Here is a 16,589-nt window from a genome sequence, read left to right on the forward strand (position 1 = left end):
GCGGATAACCCTTACCGGTCTTTTACATCAGTACCCGCAGTGCCGTTGAGATTCCGTAGCGCATCACCGCCCACCGGCTGATGAAGAACGCGAATCCAGTCGCACGGGCTAAGGAGCATTAAATGGATATCTTCATCCAGCAGATCCTAAACGGACTGGTGCTTGGCAGCGTTTATGCCATCATCGCACTGGGCTATACGATGGTTTACGGCATTCTGGGCATCATCAACTTCGCTCACGGCGACGTGTTGATGGTGGGCGCGATGGTCGCGCTCTCCGCCATAGGCGTGCTGCAGAACCACTTCCCCGGCCTCGGCAACGTGCCGACGCTGATCATCGCGCTGATCATCGCGGCGGTGGTCTGCTCGCTGGTCGGCTACACGATCGAGCGCGTGGCCTACCGGCCGCTGCGTAAGGCACCGCGTCTCGCACCGCTGATCACCGCGATCGGTGTGTCGATCCTGCTGCAGACCCTCGCGATGATGATCTGGTCGCGCAACCCGCTGCCGTTCCCGCAACTGCTGCCCACCGATCCGATCAACGTGATCAAGGCCACCGACACGACGCCGGGCGCCGTGATCTCGATGACCGAAATCGTGATCATCGTGGTGGCGTTCCTCGTGATGGGCGGGCTGCTGCTGCTCGTGCACAAGACCAAGCTCGGCCGCGCGATGCGCGCGATCGCCGAGAACCCCGGCGTCGCGAGCCTGATGGGCGTGAACCCGAACTTCGTGATCTCGGCGACCTTCATGATCGGCTCGGCGCTCGCCGCCCTGGCTGGCGTGATGATCGCGTCCGAATACGGCAACGCACACTTCTACATGGGCTTCATCCCTGGCCTCAAGGCCTTTACCGCAGCGGTGCTGGGCGGTATCGGCAATCTCGGCGGCGCGATGGTGGGCGGGGTGATCCTCGGCCTGATCGAACAGTTGGGGGCGGGGTATATCGGCAACCTCACGGGCGGCGTGTTCGGCAGTAACTACCAGGACGTGTTCGCGTTCGTGGTGCTGATCGTCGTGCTGGTGTTCCGTCCGTCGGGTCTGCTCGGCGAACGCGTTGCGGATCGCGCTTGATCCCGGGCCATAAGGAGTAAATAGACATGACCTCAATTCAACCGATCGAGCCGTCCACGACGCTCATCCCTGAAAAGAACCTGGGCAAGACGCTGACTGTCGGCATCATCACGGCGGTTCTCGTGATCGCCGCACCGATGATCATCGGCGCGGCCGGCGGCAACTACTGGGTCCGTGTGCTCGATTTCGCGATGCTGTATGTGATGCTCGCGTTGGGCCTGAACGTAGTGGTCGGCTTCGCCGGCCTGCTGGATTTGGGCTACATCGCGTTCTACGCGATCGGCGCCTACACGGCCGCGTTGCTGAGTTCGCCGCACCTCTCGTCGCAATTCGAGTGGATCGCACATCTGGCTCCGAACGGGCTGCATGTGCCCATCTGGATCATCGTGCCGGTCGCGATGTCGTTCGCCGCGTTCTTCGGCATCGTGCTCGGTGCGCCGACCCTGCGCTTGCGTGGCGACTACCTCGCCATCGTGACGTTGGGCTTCGGAGAAATCGTGCGGATTTTCATGAACAACCTCGACCGTCCGGTGAACATCACCAACGGCCCGAAGGGGATCACGGGGATCGATCCGGTGCAGGTGGGCGGCTTCAGCCTCGCGCAAACGCATTCGCTGTTCGGCTTCCAGTTCCCGTCGGTGTACTCGTATTACTACCTGTTCGTGTTGTGCGCGCTGCTCGTGATCTGGGTCTGTACCCGCTTGCAGCATTCGCGTATCGGCCGCGCATGGGCCGCCATCCGTGAAGACGAAATCGCCGCCAAGGCGATGGGCATCAACACCCGCAACGTGAAGCTGCTGGCGTTCGCGATGGGCGCGTCGTTCGGCGGCCTGTCGGGCGCGATGTTCGGTTCGTTCCAGGGCTTCGTGTCGCCGGAATCGTTCACGTTCTGGGAGTCGGTCGTGGTGCTGGCGTGCGTGGTGCTCGGCGGCATGGGCCACATTCCTGGCGTGATCCTCGGCGCGGTGCTGCTCGCGGTGTTCCCGGAATTCCTGCGCTCGACGATGGGTCCGCTGCAGAACATGATCTTCGGCCACGAAATCGTCGATACGGAAGTGATCCGTCAGCTCCTGTACGGTCTCGCGATGGTCGTGATCATGCTGTATCGCTCGGAAGGCCTGTGGCCGTCGCCGAAGCACGAAGACAAGATTGCGAAACTGGCCAAGCGTAACGGCAAAAAGCCGGTGCGCGCCTAAGCCCCGCGGGAGAAACGATATGAGCGATAACGTAAGCAACAACGCGGGCAGCGATCAGATCCGCCTCTCGGTGAAGGGCGTCAACAAGCGCTTCGGCGGCTTGCAGGCGCTGTCCGACGTGGGCCTGCAAATCAAGGCCGGCCAGATCTACGGTTTGATCGGTCCGAACGGCGCCGGCAAGACGACCTTCTTCAACGTGATCACGGGTCTGTACACGCCGGATTCGGGCGAGTTCAAGCTCGACGGCGAGAACTACACGCCGACCGCGGTGTACCAGGTGGCGAAGGCGGGCATCGCCCGCACATTCCAGAACATTCGTCTGTTCGGCGGCATGACCGCGCTCGAAAACGTGATGGTCGGCCGCCATGTGCGCACGAAGCATGGCCTGATCGGCGCGGTGTTCCAGACGCCGGCCGAGCGCAAGGAAGAACGCGAGATCAAGGAACGCGCGGTCGAACTGCTGGACTACGTGGGCATTGCGCAGTACGCGGATTACACGTCGCGCAATCTGTCGTATGGTCACCAGCGTCGTCTGGAAATCGCGCGCGCGTTGGCAACCGATCCGAAGCTGCTCGCGCTCGACGAACCGGCCGCCGGCATGAACGCGACGGAAAAGGTCGAGCTGACCAAGCTGCTCGACAAGATCCGTGCTGACGGCAAGACGATTCTCCTGATCGAACACGACGTGAAACTCGTGATGGGTCTGTGCAACCAGATGACGGTGCTCGACTACGGCAAGGTGATTGCGCAAGGTCTGCCGCAAGACGTGCAGAAGGATGCGAAGGTGATCGAAGCTTATCTGGGTGCGGGAGTCCACTGATGTCCACAACGCAAGCAATGTTGAAAATCAAGGGCCTGCAGGTCAATTACGGCGGCATCCAGGCAGTCAAGGGCATCGACCTCGAAGTCGCGCAGGGCGAGCTGGTCACACTGATCGGCGCGAACGGCGCGGGCAAGACCACGACGATGAAGGCGATCACGGGTCTGAAGCCCTACGCGGCGGGCGACATCGAGTACATGGGCCAGTCGATCAAGGGCATCCCCGCGCACGAGCTGCTCAAGCGCGGTCTCGCGATGGTGCCGGAAGGGCGCGGCATCTTCGCGCGCATGTCGATCGTCGAGAACATGCAGATGGGCGCGTATCTGCGCACGGACACGGAAGGCATCAAGAAGGACGTCGATCGCATGTTCGGCTTCTTCCCGCGCCTGAAGGAACGTGCGTCGCAATACGCGGGCACGCTCTCGGGCGGCGAACAGCAGATGCTGGCGATGGCGCGCGCGATCATCTCGCGCCCCAAGCTGTTGCTGCTGGACGAACCGTCGATGGGTCTGTCGCCGATCATGGTCGAGAAGATCTTCGAAGTGGTGCGCGCGATTTCCGCTGAAGGCATGACCGTGCTGCTGGTCGAGCAGAACGCGCGTCTCGCGTTGCAGGCGGCGAACCGCGGCTACGTGATGGACTCGGGCCTGGTCACGATGTCGGGCGACGCGAAGCAGATGCTGGACGATCCGAAGGTTAGGGCGGCTTATCTGGGTGAATAAGTTGGACTGAACAACCCGGCTGTACCGATAAAAAAGCCGCATGCGTTTTCGCATGCGGCTTTTTCCATTCAGGCGTGCGACGCTTCAGCCAGCCGGCACGGGGTCTGCCAGTTCGCCCAAGCGCTTGCCGAGACTGATCACCGCATCGGTGCGATACCCGAGCGCCTCGTAAAACGCGCGTAGGTCGTTCTTCGCGGACAGAATTTGCAGATTCAGCTTCGGACAGCCAAGTGCGGTCAACACCTGTTCGACGTGCGCGACCAGACGCGTGCCGATGCCGTGACGACGCAGCGATTCATCCACCGCAAGCGAATACATCCAGCCGCGATGCCCGTCATAACCACCCATCACCGTGCCGACGATACGCTCGCCGAGCACCGCGACAAAGAACAGCTCGGGTTGCGTCGCCAGCTTGTTGGCGATCGACAGATGCGGATTGCGCTGCGGCCTCGTCGCGTCCCGATACTCGGGGAAGGCTTGTTGCCACAGTGCGACCACGGCATCGGTATCGCGCGCGTCGAAGCGGCGGATCGATAGCGTTGTGCCCGTCGTCATCGGCGTGCTCCGGTTGATTACAGCGTGTCGAGAATCGAACGCAGCATCGCCATCATCTGGTCGATCTCTTCGTTCGTCACGTTCAGCGCCGGCATGAAGCGCAGCAGGTTCGGACGCGCCGCGTTCAGCAGCAGGCCGTCGGGCTGCATGTCGCGCGCCTTCTCGACGATCTGGTTGCCGATGTCCTTGCCGAGCAGCAGCGCGCGCAGCAGACCCTCGCCGCGCTCGCCCTTGAAGCCACGTTCCTCGGACAACTCCAGCAGCTTCGCGCGCAGATACTCGCCACGCGCGCGCACGCCTTCGAGGAAGCCCGGCGCGGTCAGTTGCGAGATCACCGAATAGCCGACCGCGGTCATCAGCGGATTGCCATTGTAGGTGCCGCCCTGATCGCCCGCTTCGAACACGGCGACCTCCGCTTTCGACAGCAGCGCCGCGAGCGGCACGCCGCCGCCGATGCCCTTGCCGAGCGTCATGATGTCCGGCTCGATGCCCGACAGCTCGTAGGCGAACAGCGTACCCGCGCGGCCGCAGCCGCTTTGCACTTCGTCGACGATCAGCAGCAGGTTGTGCTTCTTCGTCAGCTCGCGCAGTTGCTGCATGAATTCACGCGACGCGGGAATCACGCCGCCTTCGCCCTGAATCGGTTCGAGCATCACCGCGACCGTCTTCGCGTTGATGAGCTTTTCCACCGATGCGATGTCGTTCAGATCCGCCTTCGGGAAGCCCGACACCTGCGGTGCATAGATCGTGTCCCAGCCCGGCTTGCCGCTTGCCGACATGGTGGCGATCGTGCGGCCGTGGAAGCTGTGATCGAACGTGATGATTTCGAACGCGCCGTCCTTGAACTTCTTGCCCCACTTGCGCGCGAGCTTGATCGCGCCTTCGTTGGCTTCGGCGCCGCTGTTCGCGAAGAACACCTTGTCGAAGCAGCTGTGCTGCGTGAGGAGGTCCGCGAGTCGCGCCATCGGCTCGTTGTAGAACGCCGGCGACGGATTGAGCAGCAGCTTCGCCTGCTTGTTCAACGCTTCGATCATGCCGTCGTTGCAATGGCCGAGGCTATTGACCGCCCATCCCTGGATGAAGTCGAGATAGCGCTTGCCGTTGTTGTCGTAGAGCCATGAGCCCTTACCGTGCGTGAAAACGATTTCAGGCCGGTTCGTGATGTACATCAGCGACTCGATCGGGTACTCATTGAAATTCATGACGGCGGGCTCCAGGAGACAGGTGAAAGCAGGGTGAAGGTGAATGAACGGTTGGCCAGATAGCGGCCGGAAAAACAAAAAGCCACGGCATGCCGTGGCTTTCATGATTCGAACAGCTTGCGCTCTGGTGTGGCGCGAATCCGTGACGAAGCCAGCGGCGTCCCTAAGGGAGCGGCGAGCGGCGACGTCGGAGTTCGGACTGGATGTGGTTCATGCGCGAAAGAATACGACAAGGAAAGCGCCGGTGTAAACCATGAATTTGCACCGCGGCGCATGAAGGCGATTTTTTGCGCCGCGGCCTTGATGCCGACACGTTGCGCGAGAACCGCCTCGCCGATACACCGACGAGGCCTTCCAGTCGCGCAGACCGTGCGCTCGAACGCGCGTTCAGACCGCGTTGGCCAGATCCGCTTCGCTCGTGAACGAGTCCGCATAGAACTCGTCTTCCGGTAGAGCATGATGCTGCGTGAAATCGCGCTGTGCCGACTCGACCATCACCGGCGCGCCGCACGCATACACCTGGTACGCCGACAGATCGGGCAGATCCTCGATCACCGCGCGGTGCACGAAGCCGACCCGGCCCGTCCACGCGTCGCCCGCGTCCGGCTCGGACAGCACCGGCACGAACTCGAAGTTCGGGATCTCGCGCGCCCACTGTTCGGCCAGCTCGAGCAGATACAGGTCTTTCTTGCGGCGCGCGCCCCAGTACAGCGTCATGGGGCGATCGAGATTCTTGTACAGCGCGTGCTCGACGATTGCCTTCAGCGGCGCGAAGCCGGTGCCCGATGCGAGCAGCACGATCGGCTTGTCCGAATCTTCACGCAGGAAGAACGTGCCGAGCGGCGCTTCGAAGCGCAGGATGTCGCGCTCTTTCATCGTGTTGAACACGTGATCGGTGAAGGCGCCGCCGGGCATGTGACGGATGTGCAGTTCGATCGGGCCTTCGGTATGCGGCGCGCTCGCCATCGAATAGCTGCGGCGTTTGCCGTCTTTCAGAATGAATTCGAGGTACTGGCCGGCCAGATATTGCAGACGCTCGTTGGCGGGCAACTGCAGTTTCACGACGACGACGTCGTCGGCCTTGCGCTCGATCGCGTTCACGCGGCAGGGCAGCTTCTTGACTTGCACGTCGCCGACCCCGGCCACTTCGCGGATATCCACTTCGAGATCGGAGCAGGCGGTGGCGCAACACAGGAGTGCCATGCCGCGCGTCTTTTCGTCGTTCGACAACGCCGACGACGAATGCGCGCGCTGTTCGACTTCGCCGCTCACGGTGCCCTTGCACGAACCGCAGGCGCCGTTCTTGCAACCGTAGGGCAGGCCGATGCCCTGGCGCAAGGCGGCGCTCAGTACCGGTTCGTCCTGTTCTACCTGAAACTGCCGGCCGCTTTGCCGGAGCGTGACGTTAAATGCCATAGAGTGTTCGAAATCGAAAAGTCGGGAATCGTTATCGGACGCGCCGGATCAACCGCGCGATACCTGCCGCGCTTGACGGCTACAATGCGTCCACCATGAACGCGACACGAAACTTCCGCCGGCCGCGCGTGCTGATCGTAGGATGCGGCGATGTCGGCATGCGCTGCGTGCCGCTGTTGCGCCCGCGCGCGCATATCTTCGCACTGACCAGCCACGCCGAACGCAGCGCCGAGTTGCGTGCCGCCGGTGTGACGCCGCTCGTCGGCGATCTCGATGTGCGCCGCAGCCTGAAACGGCTCGCGGGCCTCGCGCCAACCGTGCTGCATCTTGCTCCGCCGCAAAAAAGCGGCGACGACGACCGCCGGACTCGCGCCTTGCTCGCCACGCTGGGCGCGCGCCGCGATGCCGCGCTGCGTGCCGCGAGGGCGCCCGCCGTGTCGCCGGCGGGGCGCTTGCGCTCCGGGTTGCGCGCCATTCATGTCTCGTGGGCGCGTTCTGAAACAGCCCGTATTGTACCCGACGGGGTGCGCCGGACCGCTGCAGCGCGTGCGCCCGTGCGTCTCGTCTACGCGAGCACGACGGGCGTGTACGGCGATTGCGGCGGGGTATGGATCGACGAAACGCGCGCGACGCAGCCGGCCAATGCGCGCGCGAAACGCCGCGTCTCGGCCGAGCGGCAGTTGCGGCGCGCGAGCGCGCGCGGCAGCGTGACGGCGAGCATCGCGCGGATTCCGGGCATCTATGCGCGTAACCGTCTGCCGCTCGCGCGTCTCGACAAGGGCACGCCGGCCCTCATCGACGCCGACGACGTCTACACCAATCACATTCATGCCGACGATCTCGCCAAGATCCTCGTGCGTCTCGCGACGCACGGCAAGCCGGCGCGCGTGATCCATGCGTCCGACGATTCGTCGCTGAAGATGGGCGAGTATTTCGATGCGGTGGCCGATGCGTTCGGCCTGCCGCGCGCGCCGCGCATCACGCGGGCGCAAGCCGAAGAGCGCATCGACCCGAACCTGCTGTCGTTCATGCGCGAATCGAGACGGCTCGTGAACCGGCGTCTGAAGGACGAGTTGCGCGTGCGTTTGCGTTATCCGAGCGTGGCGGATTTTCTGCATGCAGCAGACGTGAAATGAACGTATGAGCGGGCGGCGCGTAGGCGCTGAAAGCGCCGAACCCGAAGCTCCTTTTCAGGAAAGCTCGACCAGCGAAGCCTTGCACAGCGAGCCGAAAACCCGGCAAATACGCGCCGCGCCGGGCATCGTCCGGAAAAATTCCGTTGCGCGTCGGGTGGTGCGCCGCGCGTGGCTTCGCTCGCTCAGGTCAGCGACGGCAGGAATTCCAGCAGCAGGAAACACAGCATCCCGCCGACCAGAGCGCCGATCAGATTCGGCGAATATTTGTGCCGCAGCCGCATGATGACCACCAGTCCGCCGACCAGCAGCAGCCCGAAGCATACGAAAGCAATCATCACCTGCGAGATCGTGATGGTGTCGACGATGTGCATGGCGCCCCTCCTTGCAAGCCTTTTATAGTCGTTTGTTTAGTCGAGTATAGGGCGCGGTATAAGGAAGAGCATGCTGCGACGCAGCGGTTCTGCGGGCCGCCGCTCGAATCGTTCTCGCGGATCGACGGGCTTTTCCTGCTGCATCAATACCTTAGCGGGCGCTAGCGGTTTACCCGCTCCGTAAAGAAATGAGGTCGGTTTCGTCGAGCCATTGCCAGGCGCCGGGCGCGAGCGCGGCGGGCATCGCGAGTGCGCCGATCCGCTCGCGGTGCAGCGCCTCGCAACGGTTGCCGGCTGCGGCGATCATCCGCTTGAGCTGGTGGTACTTGCCTTCCATCACGGTGAGCGCGAGTGTGTGTGCGTCGCGCGCTTCGGCGTCGACAGCGGCGCTCGGTTTGGTCTCGCCATGCAGCAGCACGCCGCCGCGCAGCGCGCTCAATTGCGCGTCGTCGAGCGGATGACGTGTGGTTGCGACATACAGCTTCGGCACCTTGCGTTTCGGCGACGTGAACAGGTGGACGAACTTGCCGTCGTCGGAGAGCAGCAGCAGGCCGGTCGTGTCCTGATCGAGCCGGCCCACGCATTGCACGCCGCGCTCGGCGAACTGCGGCGGCAACAGGCTGAATACGCTCAGATGATGTTGCGGATCGCGCGAACACTCGTAGCCGGCGGGCTTGTTCAGCAGCACATACGCATGCTCGCGATACGGCCAGACGACGCCGTCTACGCTGAAGCGCAGGGTGTCGTCGTGGGTCGGGAAATCGGCGTCGGCGTCGGTGCACACAGTGCCGCCGACGCTCACGCGCGCATCGGCGATCAGCGCGCGGCATTGGCGGCGCGAGCCGAAACCTTGAGTGAAGAGAATGCTTTCGAGATTCATGGCGAGCGAAGAATAACACCGCAAGAAGCGGAGCGCCCCGCGGCGCCGGACGGACGACGATGAACTCCTTTCTCAACGCAGGAGTTCATCGATGCCCGCCACGTCTTCTTCAGCTTCCGCGATCCGATTGCCGGCCGTTTTCCAGCGGCTCGCGTGGTCGAATCTGGCCGCGCAATCGGCCGAGCAGATCAGTCTCGCCGCCGCGCCGCTCGTCGCGGTGTTCGCGCTCGGCGCCGACGCGCGCGGCACCGGGCTCCTGCAAACCGCACAGACGCTGCCGTTCCTGTTGCTGTCGATTCCGCTCGGCGTGTGGGCCGACCGCCGCTCGCGCCGCATGTTGATGACGCTCGCCGAAAGCGTGCGCGTGTTCGCAATGCTATGTGTGCTGCTGCTCGTGATGACGCATGCGCTGAACCTGCCGCTGCTCGCCGCGCTCGGTTTCATCGCGGCGACGGGCACCGTGGCCTACAACGTCGCCGCGCCGTCGCTGGTGCCGTCCATCGTGCCGCGCGAAGCGTATGCGAGCGCGAACGGCCGGCTCGAACTCGCGCGTAGCGTCGCGTATTCCGCGGGGCCGGCGGCGGGAGGTTTGCTGGTTGGCTGGATTGGCGCGGGTTGGGCCTATGGATGCGCGGCGGCGTTGTCGGCGCTGGCCGTCGCGTTGCTGGCGGGACTGCGGGAGCCGCCGCGCGCGGCCGCTCCCGCGCGCCACTTCATGCTCGAACTGCGCGACGGCACACGCTTCGTGCTGCGCGACGAGTTATTGAGGCCGATGCTCGCGACCGCGGTGTTCTTCAACCTCGGCTTCTTCATCCTGCAGGCGGTGTATGTGCCGTACGCGGTGCATCGGTTGGGGCTGAGCGCCTCGGCGGTCGGCGCGACGCTCGGCGCTTACGGCGTCGGCATGGTGTGCGGCGCGCTGGCCGCGCCCGCCATCGCGCGACGGCTCGCGTTCGGCCGCGTGCTGATCATCGGGCCGTCGTGCGGTCTGCTCGCCTCGCTCGTGATGGTGGCGACGCTCGTCGCGCCATCGTTCTGGCTCGCGACGGCGAGCTTCTTCCTGCTCGGCGCCGGACCGATCCTGTGGGTGGTCGGCTCCACGACGCTGCGCCAGGCGATCACCCCCGAGCGCATGATGGGCCGCGTTTCGGCGCTGATCAGCACCGCCACCTACGGCGCACGCCCGGTGGGCGCGCTGCTCGGCACGGCACTCAGCGCGCGCTGGAATGTCGACGCCTGTCTGGTCGCCGCAGCGGCGGCTTTTCTCGTGCAGGCGCTGATCATCGTGATGTCGCCGGCGGCGCGGCTCGCGAGTGTTCCGGCGCGGACAGCGGTGGCCTGCTGACGTGCGTTGTGCCGCACCAGCCTTAGCCTGAGGTCGGCGAGCCTGATTCGTTCCGCCTGACCGGGACGAACCCGACCTGCAGGCCGAAGAGTTTCGCCACGCTGTTGAGCGAATCGACGGTCGGGTTCCCTGTCCCGCGCTCGATGTCCTGGATGACCCGGCGGCTGACGCCTCGGTGCGCGGCGAATTCGGCCTGGGTCAGGCCCGTCATCGCGCGCATCGCTTTCATGGCCTCGGGAATCGTCATGTCGCCCCGGCCGATCCTTTCGTAGAAAACGCGGCGCAGGGCGTTCTGCTCTTCACGGGTGGGTCGGTTCCGACGGGGCATGATGAGCCTCTGGTGGTTGAAGGGCTTTCAGTTGTCGGACCTGCGTGTCGATGGACGGCGTCAGGAACTCGATGATGTCGTGATCGACGCCTTGCGTTTCCATGATGTCGGGCAGGCGTTCGATCTGCACGGCAAAGCGGCCTAATGCCTGGGCGAGCAGCTCGCGCTCATGGTCCGGGACAGGCAGCGCCGCCAGTACGTCGGCCCAGTCCGTCAGCTCGACCCGGGTGTCCGGCCGATACCATCTCAGCGCACGTAGAATCAACGCGGGGTCCAGGTACATCGGTGCGAAGTCGAACAAGGGGGTGAGCCGGACTTTGCCCTCGGCCAGTTGCACGGCTGTATTGCGCGCATGATTGTCCGTGTTGCGCATGGCCAGATTGAGGACATCCCGCTTGATGAACTCGAGCGTTTCGGCCGGTGGGTCGGTCACCACCTTGCGGATTCCTGCCACGACGTCGAAGAGGTTCGGGCGCAGGTCGAAGCCGGCCAAACCCAGAATAGATGCCACGCTTTCCTGATGCAGGCGCACGACTTTGCCGTCGCTCGCGATCCGGTCGAAGCGCGGGATCAGCAGGACATCGCCATGAAGGGTTGGCAAATCCGTGTGCGTGCGGATACCCAGCGCGGCGGCCACCCGCATGTACGCCGCTTCGTTGCGCAGGACCTTGTCGTCGGCCGCGCTGTTCCCGCGCGGCAGTTTCGCGATCAGATGCTGGGTGGCGTCGGCATCGGGCAGCACGGCATCACCGTGCAGCAGGCCCGCCCGGTCCCGGGTGAGCAGGTATTTCGGCGCCGCACCCTGAACCCCGGTGGTGCCCGTGCCGAGCATTCCGTGCAGGAACATCCTTTCCTTGAATTCCGCGCTACGTATGACGACGTCGTCGATTGTCAGGCCGGGTAGGCCACGCGCGGCCGGGTGCCTCGCCACATGCGTTTCAAAGTAGTCGACGGCCTCGGCGACGCGGATCCGGCCGACCGGATTGAAGGCGCCCGCGCAGATCAGCGGAAAGTCCGCGTCGGGGCCATCTGGTAGCGTCAGCTCGCCCAGCAGGAAGCGACGACCGTCCCCTTGCGGGACGAGGTCGTAGAGGAAGGCGGGCATGGTCCGGGCGCCGTGGATGTCCATATCGACGGGCTCGGCAAGGGACAGCGGGGCGTCCGTGTGCTCGATGGCGTACATGACCAGATGATTCCACTGGCAAATGCCGTCGTTGAGTTCGATCTGCGCGCAATCGACCCAGCGATCGTCCAGGAATATCTGCAGGGTGCAATCCATAGAGGTAACTCCTTGTGCCTCATAAATGTAGCACGACACAGCGACAGAGTGCTGATGCGCATCTTATAAGTGTTTTTATTGAATTGCCGGTTAGATGATCGGAAGGCATTTCACCGTCCCATCCAAGTCACCCGACCGCATCAATTCCGGCACCCACGCCAGTCGGCGTTCAGTGAAAACCCTCGACAATGAAAATGAATTTTTTTCCAGGAAGTTTTCATGTAAATATACTTTCATGAGGTCCAACTACAACCGCCGCGCAGACGCACTCGCATGATCGACCATCCCTCCGCCGCATCCCGTCACGCCGAGCAGGCCATTGCCGCGCGCATCGCCGCGGCCATGCCGACGCTGACGCCGATTCACCGACGCATGGGCGACTACGTGCTGGCCAATCTGTTTCGCGCGGCGACCATGCGGATCGACGAACTGGCGAGCGTAGTCGGCGCGTCAGTGGCGACGGCGAACCGCTTTGCCCGGGCGCTCGATTTCGACGGCTACCCGCAGTTCCGCGAAGCGCTCGTACGCGGCTTCGAAGCGACGCTCGCACCGGTCGAGCGCCTGCGCAGCGCGCAGGAGTCGCTCGCGCCCGGCGACGATCTGGTCGACGCATCGCTGGAGCAGGCCGCCAACAACCTGCACGCGACGCGCACCGCGATCGACCGCGCCGCCGCGGACGCCGCCGTCGAAGCGATCATCGCGGCGCGCCGCGTGTTCGTGCTCGGCTACGGCGCCAGCGCGTTTCTCGCCGGTCTGATGGAACACGGTCTGATGCCGTATCACGACAACGTGCAGTCGCTTGCGCTGATCGGCGGGCCGTCGCATGCGGCGCGGCGTCTGTTTGCGTCGAACGAAAACGATCTCGTGATCGGCATTGCGTTTCCGCGTTATGTCGAAGACACGATCGAACTCGCGCGCCGCGCGGCCAGCCGGGGCGCCCGCGTGCTGGCGCTGACCGACGGTCCACATTCGCCGCTCGCGCGATTCGCAAGTCTCTCGCTCTATATCCGCACCGACCGGCGGCTGGCGGCGAACGCCGATTCGGCCGTGCTGGCGGTGATCGAAGCGCTCTGCGACGCGGTCGCGTACCGCGCCCAACGCTCGGTGAAGGCCGCCGCCGAGGTCAGCGAATTCGTGCTGCCCTGGCTCGTCGAACCGCAGGCCGGTCCGAGCGACGCGGCGGGCGAACCCGTGCGCGCCCCGAGCCGCGCGCCGCGAGCCACCCGCGCCCCCCATACCACCAGCACTCCCAAAACGAAACGATGAACTCCAACGCAGTCATTGCCATTCACGGCGGGGCAGGGACGATCCTGCGCGCGTCGATGTCGGCCAGTGCCGAAACCGAATACCACGCGGCGCTGCATGCAGTGCTGAGCGCGGGCCAGCGCGTGCTCGCCGACGGCGGCAGCGCGCTCGACGCGGTCAGCGAAGCCGTGCGTCTGCTCGAAGATTGCCCGCTCTTCAATGCGGGACACGGCGCGGTCTACACGGCCGCCGGCACCCACGAACTCGACGCCGCCATCATGGACGGCAGCACGCTCGAAGCCGGCGCGATCTGCTGCGTGACGCGCGTGCGCAATCCGATTCTGGCCGCGCGCCGCGTGCTCGAACGCAGCGAGCATGTGCTGTTCACCGGCGAAGGCGCGGAGGCGTTCGCCGCCGCGCAAGGGCTCGAATTCGTCGAGCCCGGGTACTTCGATACCGAAGCGCGTCATCGTCAGTGGCTGCTCGCGCGCGATCAGCAGCGCGCGGTGCTCGATCACGACGGCGCGGCGCTTGACGCGGCATCGTCGGCGAATCACGGCGATGGCGAACCCACACCGCACGAGCCGATCGATCCGAACCGCAAGTTCGGCACCGTCGGCGCGGTCGCGCTCGACCAGCACGGCCACGTGGCGGCGGCCACGTCGACCGGCGGCGTCACCAACAAGCAGGTCGGCCGGGTCGGCGATACGCCGCTGATCGGCGCGGGCTGCTATGCGGACGACGCGACCTGCGCGGTCTCGACCACCGGCTCCGGCGAAATGTTCATGCGCATGGTCGCCGCTTACGACGTCGCCGCGCAAATGGCCTATCGCAACGTCTCGCTGCAGGACGCGGCCCACGACGTCGTGATGAACCGTCTGCCGAAGATCGACGGCCGCGGCGGTCTGATCGCCGTCGACGCGCGCGGCAACGTCACGCTGCCGTTCAATACCGAAGGCATGTACCGCGGTTTCGCGCGGCTCGGCGAAACGCCGGTGACGGCGATCTACCGCTAGCGCGTGCGACAGCGCCTGACATCCCGCTCGAAGTTTTGCCAGAACCTACGTTAGCCGCGTTCGAAATCAAAGGAACCACCGTGCCGACTCCCTCGCACACTGCCCGTCCGCTTATCGAAACCTTGCCGCCGCAACGCGTGCTCGCGGTCGACGATCTGTCGGTCGCGTTTCGCCGCGGCAACTCGACCTTCAACGCGGTGCGCAATCTGTCGCTGAGCGTCGAGCGCGGCGAGACGCTGGCGATCGTCGGCGAATCGGGTTCGGGCAAATCGGTGACTTCGCTCGCGTTGATGCGGCTGATCGAGCATGGCGGTGGGCGCCTGGCCGGCGGCAGCATCGCATTCCGGCGCCGCGACGGCAGCGTGCTCGACCTCGCGCAAGCGTCGTCCGGCACGATGCGCTCGATTCGCGGCGCCGACATCGCGATGATCTTCCAGGAACCGATGACCTCGCTCAACCCGGTCTTCACGGTCGGCGATCAGATCAGCGAAGCGATCGCGCTGCATCAGGGCAAGAGCCGTCAGGCCGCCCACGCCGAAACGCTGCGACTGCTCGAACTGGTTCGGATTCCTGAGGCACGGCGGGTGGCGGCGCGCTTTCCGCATCAACTGTCGGGCGGCATGCGCCAGCGCGTGATGATCGCAATGGCGTTGTCGTGCAAGCCCGCGCTGCTGATTGCGGACGAGCCGACCACCGCGCTCGACGTGACGATTCAGGCGCAGATCCTGCAACTGATCCGCGGCTTGCAGGACGAGATGAACATGGGCGTGATCTTCATCACGCACGACATGGGCGTGGTGGCCGAAGTGGCCGATCGCGTGCTGGTGATGTATCGCGGCGAAAAGGTCGAAGAAGGCGCGTCGGATGCGCTGTTCGCCGCGCCGTCGCATCCCTATACCAAAGCGCTGCTGGCGGCCGTGCCGCGCCTGGGCGCGATGCAGGGCACCGATCAACCCGCGCGCTTTCCGATTCTCACCGTCGAACAGGCGAGCCTGAGCGGCGCCGGGCAGGCCGTGCAGTCCGCCGCAGCGATCGCCGATGCGGCGCAGCCGCTGGTGCGGCAAGACACGCCGCCGATTCTGCGCGTGCGCGATCTCGTCACGCGCTTTCCGGTGCGCAGCGGCATGTTCGGCCGCATGACGGGGCGCGTGCATGCGGTCGAAAAAGTCAGCTTCGACTTGCGGCCGGGCGAAACGCTCGCGCTGGTCGGCGAATCGGGTTGCGGCAAGTCCACGACGGGCCGCTCGCTGCTGCGCCTCGTCGAAAGTCAGAGCGGCTCGATCGAATTCGACGGCAAGGAAATCAGTTCACTGACCGGCCCCGCGTTGCAGGCGTTGCGGCGCGATATCCAGTTCATTTTCCAGGACCCGTTCGCGTCGCTGAATCCGCGCTTGACGGTTGGCTTTTCGATCATGGAGCCGCTGCTCGTGCACGGCGTCGCGCAGGGTGCGCAAGCACAGGCGCGGGTCGCGTGGCTGCTCGAAAAAGTCGGCTTGCCGGCCGAAGCCGCGCGCCGCTATCCGCACGAATTCTCCGGCGGCCAGCGCCAGCGCATCGCGATTGCACGCGCGCTCGCGCTGAATCCGAAAGTCGTGATCGCCGATGAATCCGTGTCCGCGCTCGACGTGTCGGTGCAGGCGCAGATCGTCAATCTGATGCTCGATCTGCAGCGCGAACTCGGTGTCGCGTATCTGTTCATTTCGCACGACATGGCGGTGGTCGAGCGCGTCAGTCATCGCGTCGCGGTGATGTATCTCGGCCAGATTGTCGAGATCGGGCCGCGCCGCGCGGTGTTTGAAGCGCCGCAGCATCCGTACACGAGAAAGCTGATGGGCGCGGTGCCGGTCGCCGATCCGGCGCGCCGGCACGCGAAACGCATGCTCGCCGCCGACGACATTCCGAGCCCGATCCGCGCGCTCGACGACGAGCCGGTCGTCGCGCCGCTGGTCGCGGTTGGCCCGGATCACTACGTCGCACAGCATCGCGTCGGCGGGGCTTACTGAGA

15 protein-coding genes and 1 pseudogene are annotated in these 16,589 nt (G+C 64.8%); 9 read left to right on the forward strand and 7 right to left on the reverse strand.

The genetic code is table 11. The features are described 5' to 3' along the window. Window positions 1-122 precede the first annotated feature (122 nt). Genes ACZ9H4_RS12550 through ACZ9H4_RS12565 form a run of 4 tightly spaced genes read left to right on the forward strand, consistent with a single transcriptional unit; the run spans window position 123 to window position 3,811 of the window. Complete coding sequence (locus tag ACZ9H4_RS12550; protein ID WP_042321524.1) at window positions 123-1,073, forward strand: branched-chain amino acid ABC transporter permease; 951 nt, start codon at window positions 123-125, stop codon at window positions 1,071-1,073. Between the two features lie 26 nt (window positions 1,074-1,099). Further along, entirely contained in the window at window positions 1,100-2,269 is a 1,170-nt protein-coding gene (locus ACZ9H4_RS12555; protein ID WP_408152445.1) for an ABC transporter permease subunit, read from the forward strand. 19 nt (window positions 2,270-2,288) lie between these two features. Beyond that, entirely contained in the window at window positions 2,289-3,089 is an 801-nt protein-coding gene (locus ACZ9H4_RS12560; RefSeq protein WP_408152446.1) for an ABC transporter ATP-binding protein, read from the forward strand. A 17-nt stretch (window positions 3,090-3,106) separates the two neighbouring features. Further along, the gene (locus tag ACZ9H4_RS12565; RefSeq protein WP_408152536.1) at window positions 3,107-3,811 is read left to right on the forward strand and encodes an ABC transporter ATP-binding protein; all 705 of its coding nucleotides are present in this window, start codon (window positions 3,107-3,109) and stop codon (window positions 3,809-3,811) included. An 84-nt stretch (window positions 3,812-3,895) separates the two neighbouring features. On the opposite strand, the gene ACZ9H4_RS12570 is transcribed toward ACZ9H4_RS12565, so the two are convergent. From ACZ9H4_RS12570 to ACZ9H4_RS12580, 3 genes and pseudogenes are all read right to left on the reverse strand, one after another. Next, window positions 3,896-4,366: a GNAT family acetyltransferase gene (locus tag ACZ9H4_RS12570; protein WP_408152447.1), complete on the reverse strand. Its 471-nt coding sequence runs from the start codon at window positions 4,364-4,366 to the stop codon at window positions 3,896-3,898. 17 nt (window positions 4,367-4,383) lie between these two features. Then, window positions 4,384-5,843: pseudogene (locus ACZ9H4_RS12575) on the reverse strand (acetylornithine transaminase). Window positions 5,844-5,955: 112 nt separating this feature from the next. Further along, on the reverse strand, window positions 5,956-6,984 hold the full coding sequence (locus tag ACZ9H4_RS12580; protein WP_476119178.1) for a CDP-6-deoxy-delta-3,4-glucoseen reductase: 1,029 nt from the start codon (window positions 6,982-6,984) through the stop codon (window positions 5,956-5,958). Between the two features lie 95 nt (window positions 6,985-7,079). On the opposite strand from ACZ9H4_RS12580, the gene ACZ9H4_RS12585 reads away from it, so the two are divergent. Continuing rightward, complete coding sequence (locus ACZ9H4_RS12585) at window positions 7,080-8,120, forward strand: NAD-dependent epimerase/dehydratase family protein (protein WP_476119179.1); 1,041 nt, start codon at window positions 7,080-7,082, stop codon at window positions 8,118-8,120. A 182-nt stretch (window positions 8,121-8,302) separates the two neighbouring features. On the opposite strand, the gene ACZ9H4_RS12590 is transcribed toward ACZ9H4_RS12585, so the two are convergent. Both ACZ9H4_RS12590 and ACZ9H4_RS12595 read right to left on the reverse strand, forming a co-directional pair. Beyond that, entirely contained in the window at window positions 8,303-8,491 is a 189-nt protein-coding gene (locus ACZ9H4_RS12590) for a hypothetical protein (protein ID WP_408152450.1), read from the reverse strand. A 169-nt stretch (window positions 8,492-8,660) separates the two neighbouring features. Continuing rightward, complete coding sequence (locus tag ACZ9H4_RS12595; RefSeq protein ID WP_476119180.1) at window positions 8,661-9,371, reverse strand: pseudouridine synthase; 711 nt, start codon at window positions 9,369-9,371, stop codon at window positions 8,661-8,663. A gap of 91 nt (window positions 9,372-9,462) precedes the next feature. Here ACZ9H4_RS12595 and ACZ9H4_RS12600 point away from each other — a divergent pair, with 91 nt between their 5' ends. Continuing rightward, on the forward strand, window positions 9,463-10,716 hold the full coding sequence (locus ACZ9H4_RS12600; RefSeq protein WP_476119181.1) for an MFS transporter: 1,254 nt from the start codon (window positions 9,463-9,465) through the stop codon (window positions 10,714-10,716). Window positions 10,717-10,738: 22 nt separating this feature from the next. Here the strand turns inward: ACZ9H4_RS12600 and ACZ9H4_RS12605 are convergent, their stop codons facing one another. Then, complete coding sequence (locus ACZ9H4_RS12605) at window positions 10,739-11,044, reverse strand: helix-turn-helix domain-containing protein (protein ID WP_476119182.1); 306 nt, start codon at window positions 11,042-11,044, stop codon at window positions 10,739-10,741. Beyond that, window positions 11,016-12,323 (reverse strand): type II toxin-antitoxin system HipA family toxin, encoded by a 1,308-nt coding sequence (locus ACZ9H4_RS12610; RefSeq protein ID WP_476119183.1) that lies wholly within the window; start codon window positions 12,321-12,323, stop codon window positions 11,016-11,018. Before ACZ9H4_RS12610 ends, ACZ9H4_RS12605 begins: the two co-directional genes overlap by 29 nt. 273 nt (window positions 12,324-12,596) lie before the next feature. Here ACZ9H4_RS12610 and ACZ9H4_RS12615 point away from each other — a divergent pair, with 273 nt between their 5' ends. The 3 genes from ACZ9H4_RS12615 (at window position 12,597) to ACZ9H4_RS12625 (ending at window position 16,587) form a co-directional block, all read left to right on the forward strand. Continuing rightward, window positions 12,597-13,589: a MurR/RpiR family transcriptional regulator gene (locus ACZ9H4_RS12615; RefSeq protein ID WP_476119184.1), complete on the forward strand. Its 993-nt coding sequence runs from the start codon at window positions 12,597-12,599 to the stop codon at window positions 13,587-13,589. Further along, the gene (locus ACZ9H4_RS12620) at window positions 13,586-14,584 is read left to right on the forward strand and encodes an isoaspartyl peptidase/L-asparaginase family protein (protein WP_408140688.1); all 999 of its coding nucleotides are present in this window, start codon (window positions 13,586-13,588) and stop codon (window positions 14,582-14,584) included. Before ACZ9H4_RS12615 ends, ACZ9H4_RS12620 begins: the two co-directional genes overlap by 4 nt. A gap of 80 nt (window positions 14,585-14,664) precedes the next feature. Then, window positions 14,665-16,587, forward strand: a complete 1,923-nt coding sequence (locus tag ACZ9H4_RS12625; RefSeq protein ID WP_408140690.1) for a dipeptide ABC transporter ATP-binding protein — start codon at window positions 14,665-14,667, stop codon at window positions 16,585-16,587. The last annotated feature ends 2 nt before the right edge of the window (window positions 16,588-16,589 follow it).

This window comes from Paraburkholderia sp. TE9906, from assembly GCF_056279605.1.

Bases quoted from the DNA above. Each gene is read 5' to 3' on its own strand.
- ACZ9H4_RS12550 (WP_042321524.1), top strand. From the start codon at position 123: ATGGATATCTTCATCCAGCAGATCCTAAACGGACTGGTGCTTGGCAGC.
- ACZ9H4_RS12555 (WP_408152445.1), top strand. From the start codon at position 1,100: ATGACCTCAATTCAACCGATCGAGCCGTCCACGACGCTCATCCCTGAA.
- ACZ9H4_RS12560 (WP_408152446.1), top strand. From the start codon at position 2,289: ATGAGCGATAACGTAAGCAACAACGCGGGCAGCGATCAGATCCGCCTC.
- ACZ9H4_RS12565 (WP_408152536.1), top strand. From the start codon at position 3,107: ATGTTGAAAATCAAGGGCCTGCAGGTCAATTACGGCGGCATCCAGGCA.
- ACZ9H4_RS12570 (WP_408152447.1), bottom strand. From the start codon at position 4,366: ATGACGACGGGCACAACGCTATCGATCCGCCGCTTCGACGCGCGCGAT.
- ACZ9H4_RS12580 (WP_476119178.1), bottom strand. From the start codon at position 6,984: ATGGCATTTAACGTCACGCTCCGGCAAAGCGGCCGGCAGTTTCAGGTA.
- ACZ9H4_RS12585 (WP_476119179.1), top strand. From the start codon at position 7,080: ATGAACGCGACACGAAACTTCCGCCGGCCGCGCGTGCTGATCGTAGGA.
- ACZ9H4_RS12590 (WP_408152450.1), bottom strand. From the start codon at position 8,491: ATGCACATCGTCGACACCATCACGATCTCGCAGGTGATGATTGCTTTC.
- ACZ9H4_RS12595 (WP_476119180.1), bottom strand. From the start codon at position 9,371: ATGAATCTCGAAAGCATTCTCTTCACTCAAGGTTTCGGCTCGCGCCGC.
- ACZ9H4_RS12600 (WP_476119181.1), top strand. From the start codon at position 9,463: ATGCCCGCCACGTCTTCTTCAGCTTCCGCGATCCGATTGCCGGCCGTT.
- ACZ9H4_RS12605 (WP_476119182.1), bottom strand. From the start codon at position 11,044: ATGCCCCGTCGGAACCGACCCACCCGTGAAGAGCAGAACGCCCTGCGC.
- ACZ9H4_RS12610 (WP_476119183.1), bottom strand. From the start codon at position 12,323: ATGGATTGCACCCTGCAGATATTCCTGGACGATCGCTGGGTCGATTGC.
- ACZ9H4_RS12615 (WP_476119184.1), top strand. From the start codon at position 12,597: ATGATCGACCATCCCTCCGCCGCATCCCGTCACGCCGAGCAGGCCATT.
- ACZ9H4_RS12620 (WP_408140688.1), top strand. From the start codon at position 13,586: ATGAACTCCAACGCAGTCATTGCCATTCACGGCGGGGCAGGGACGATC.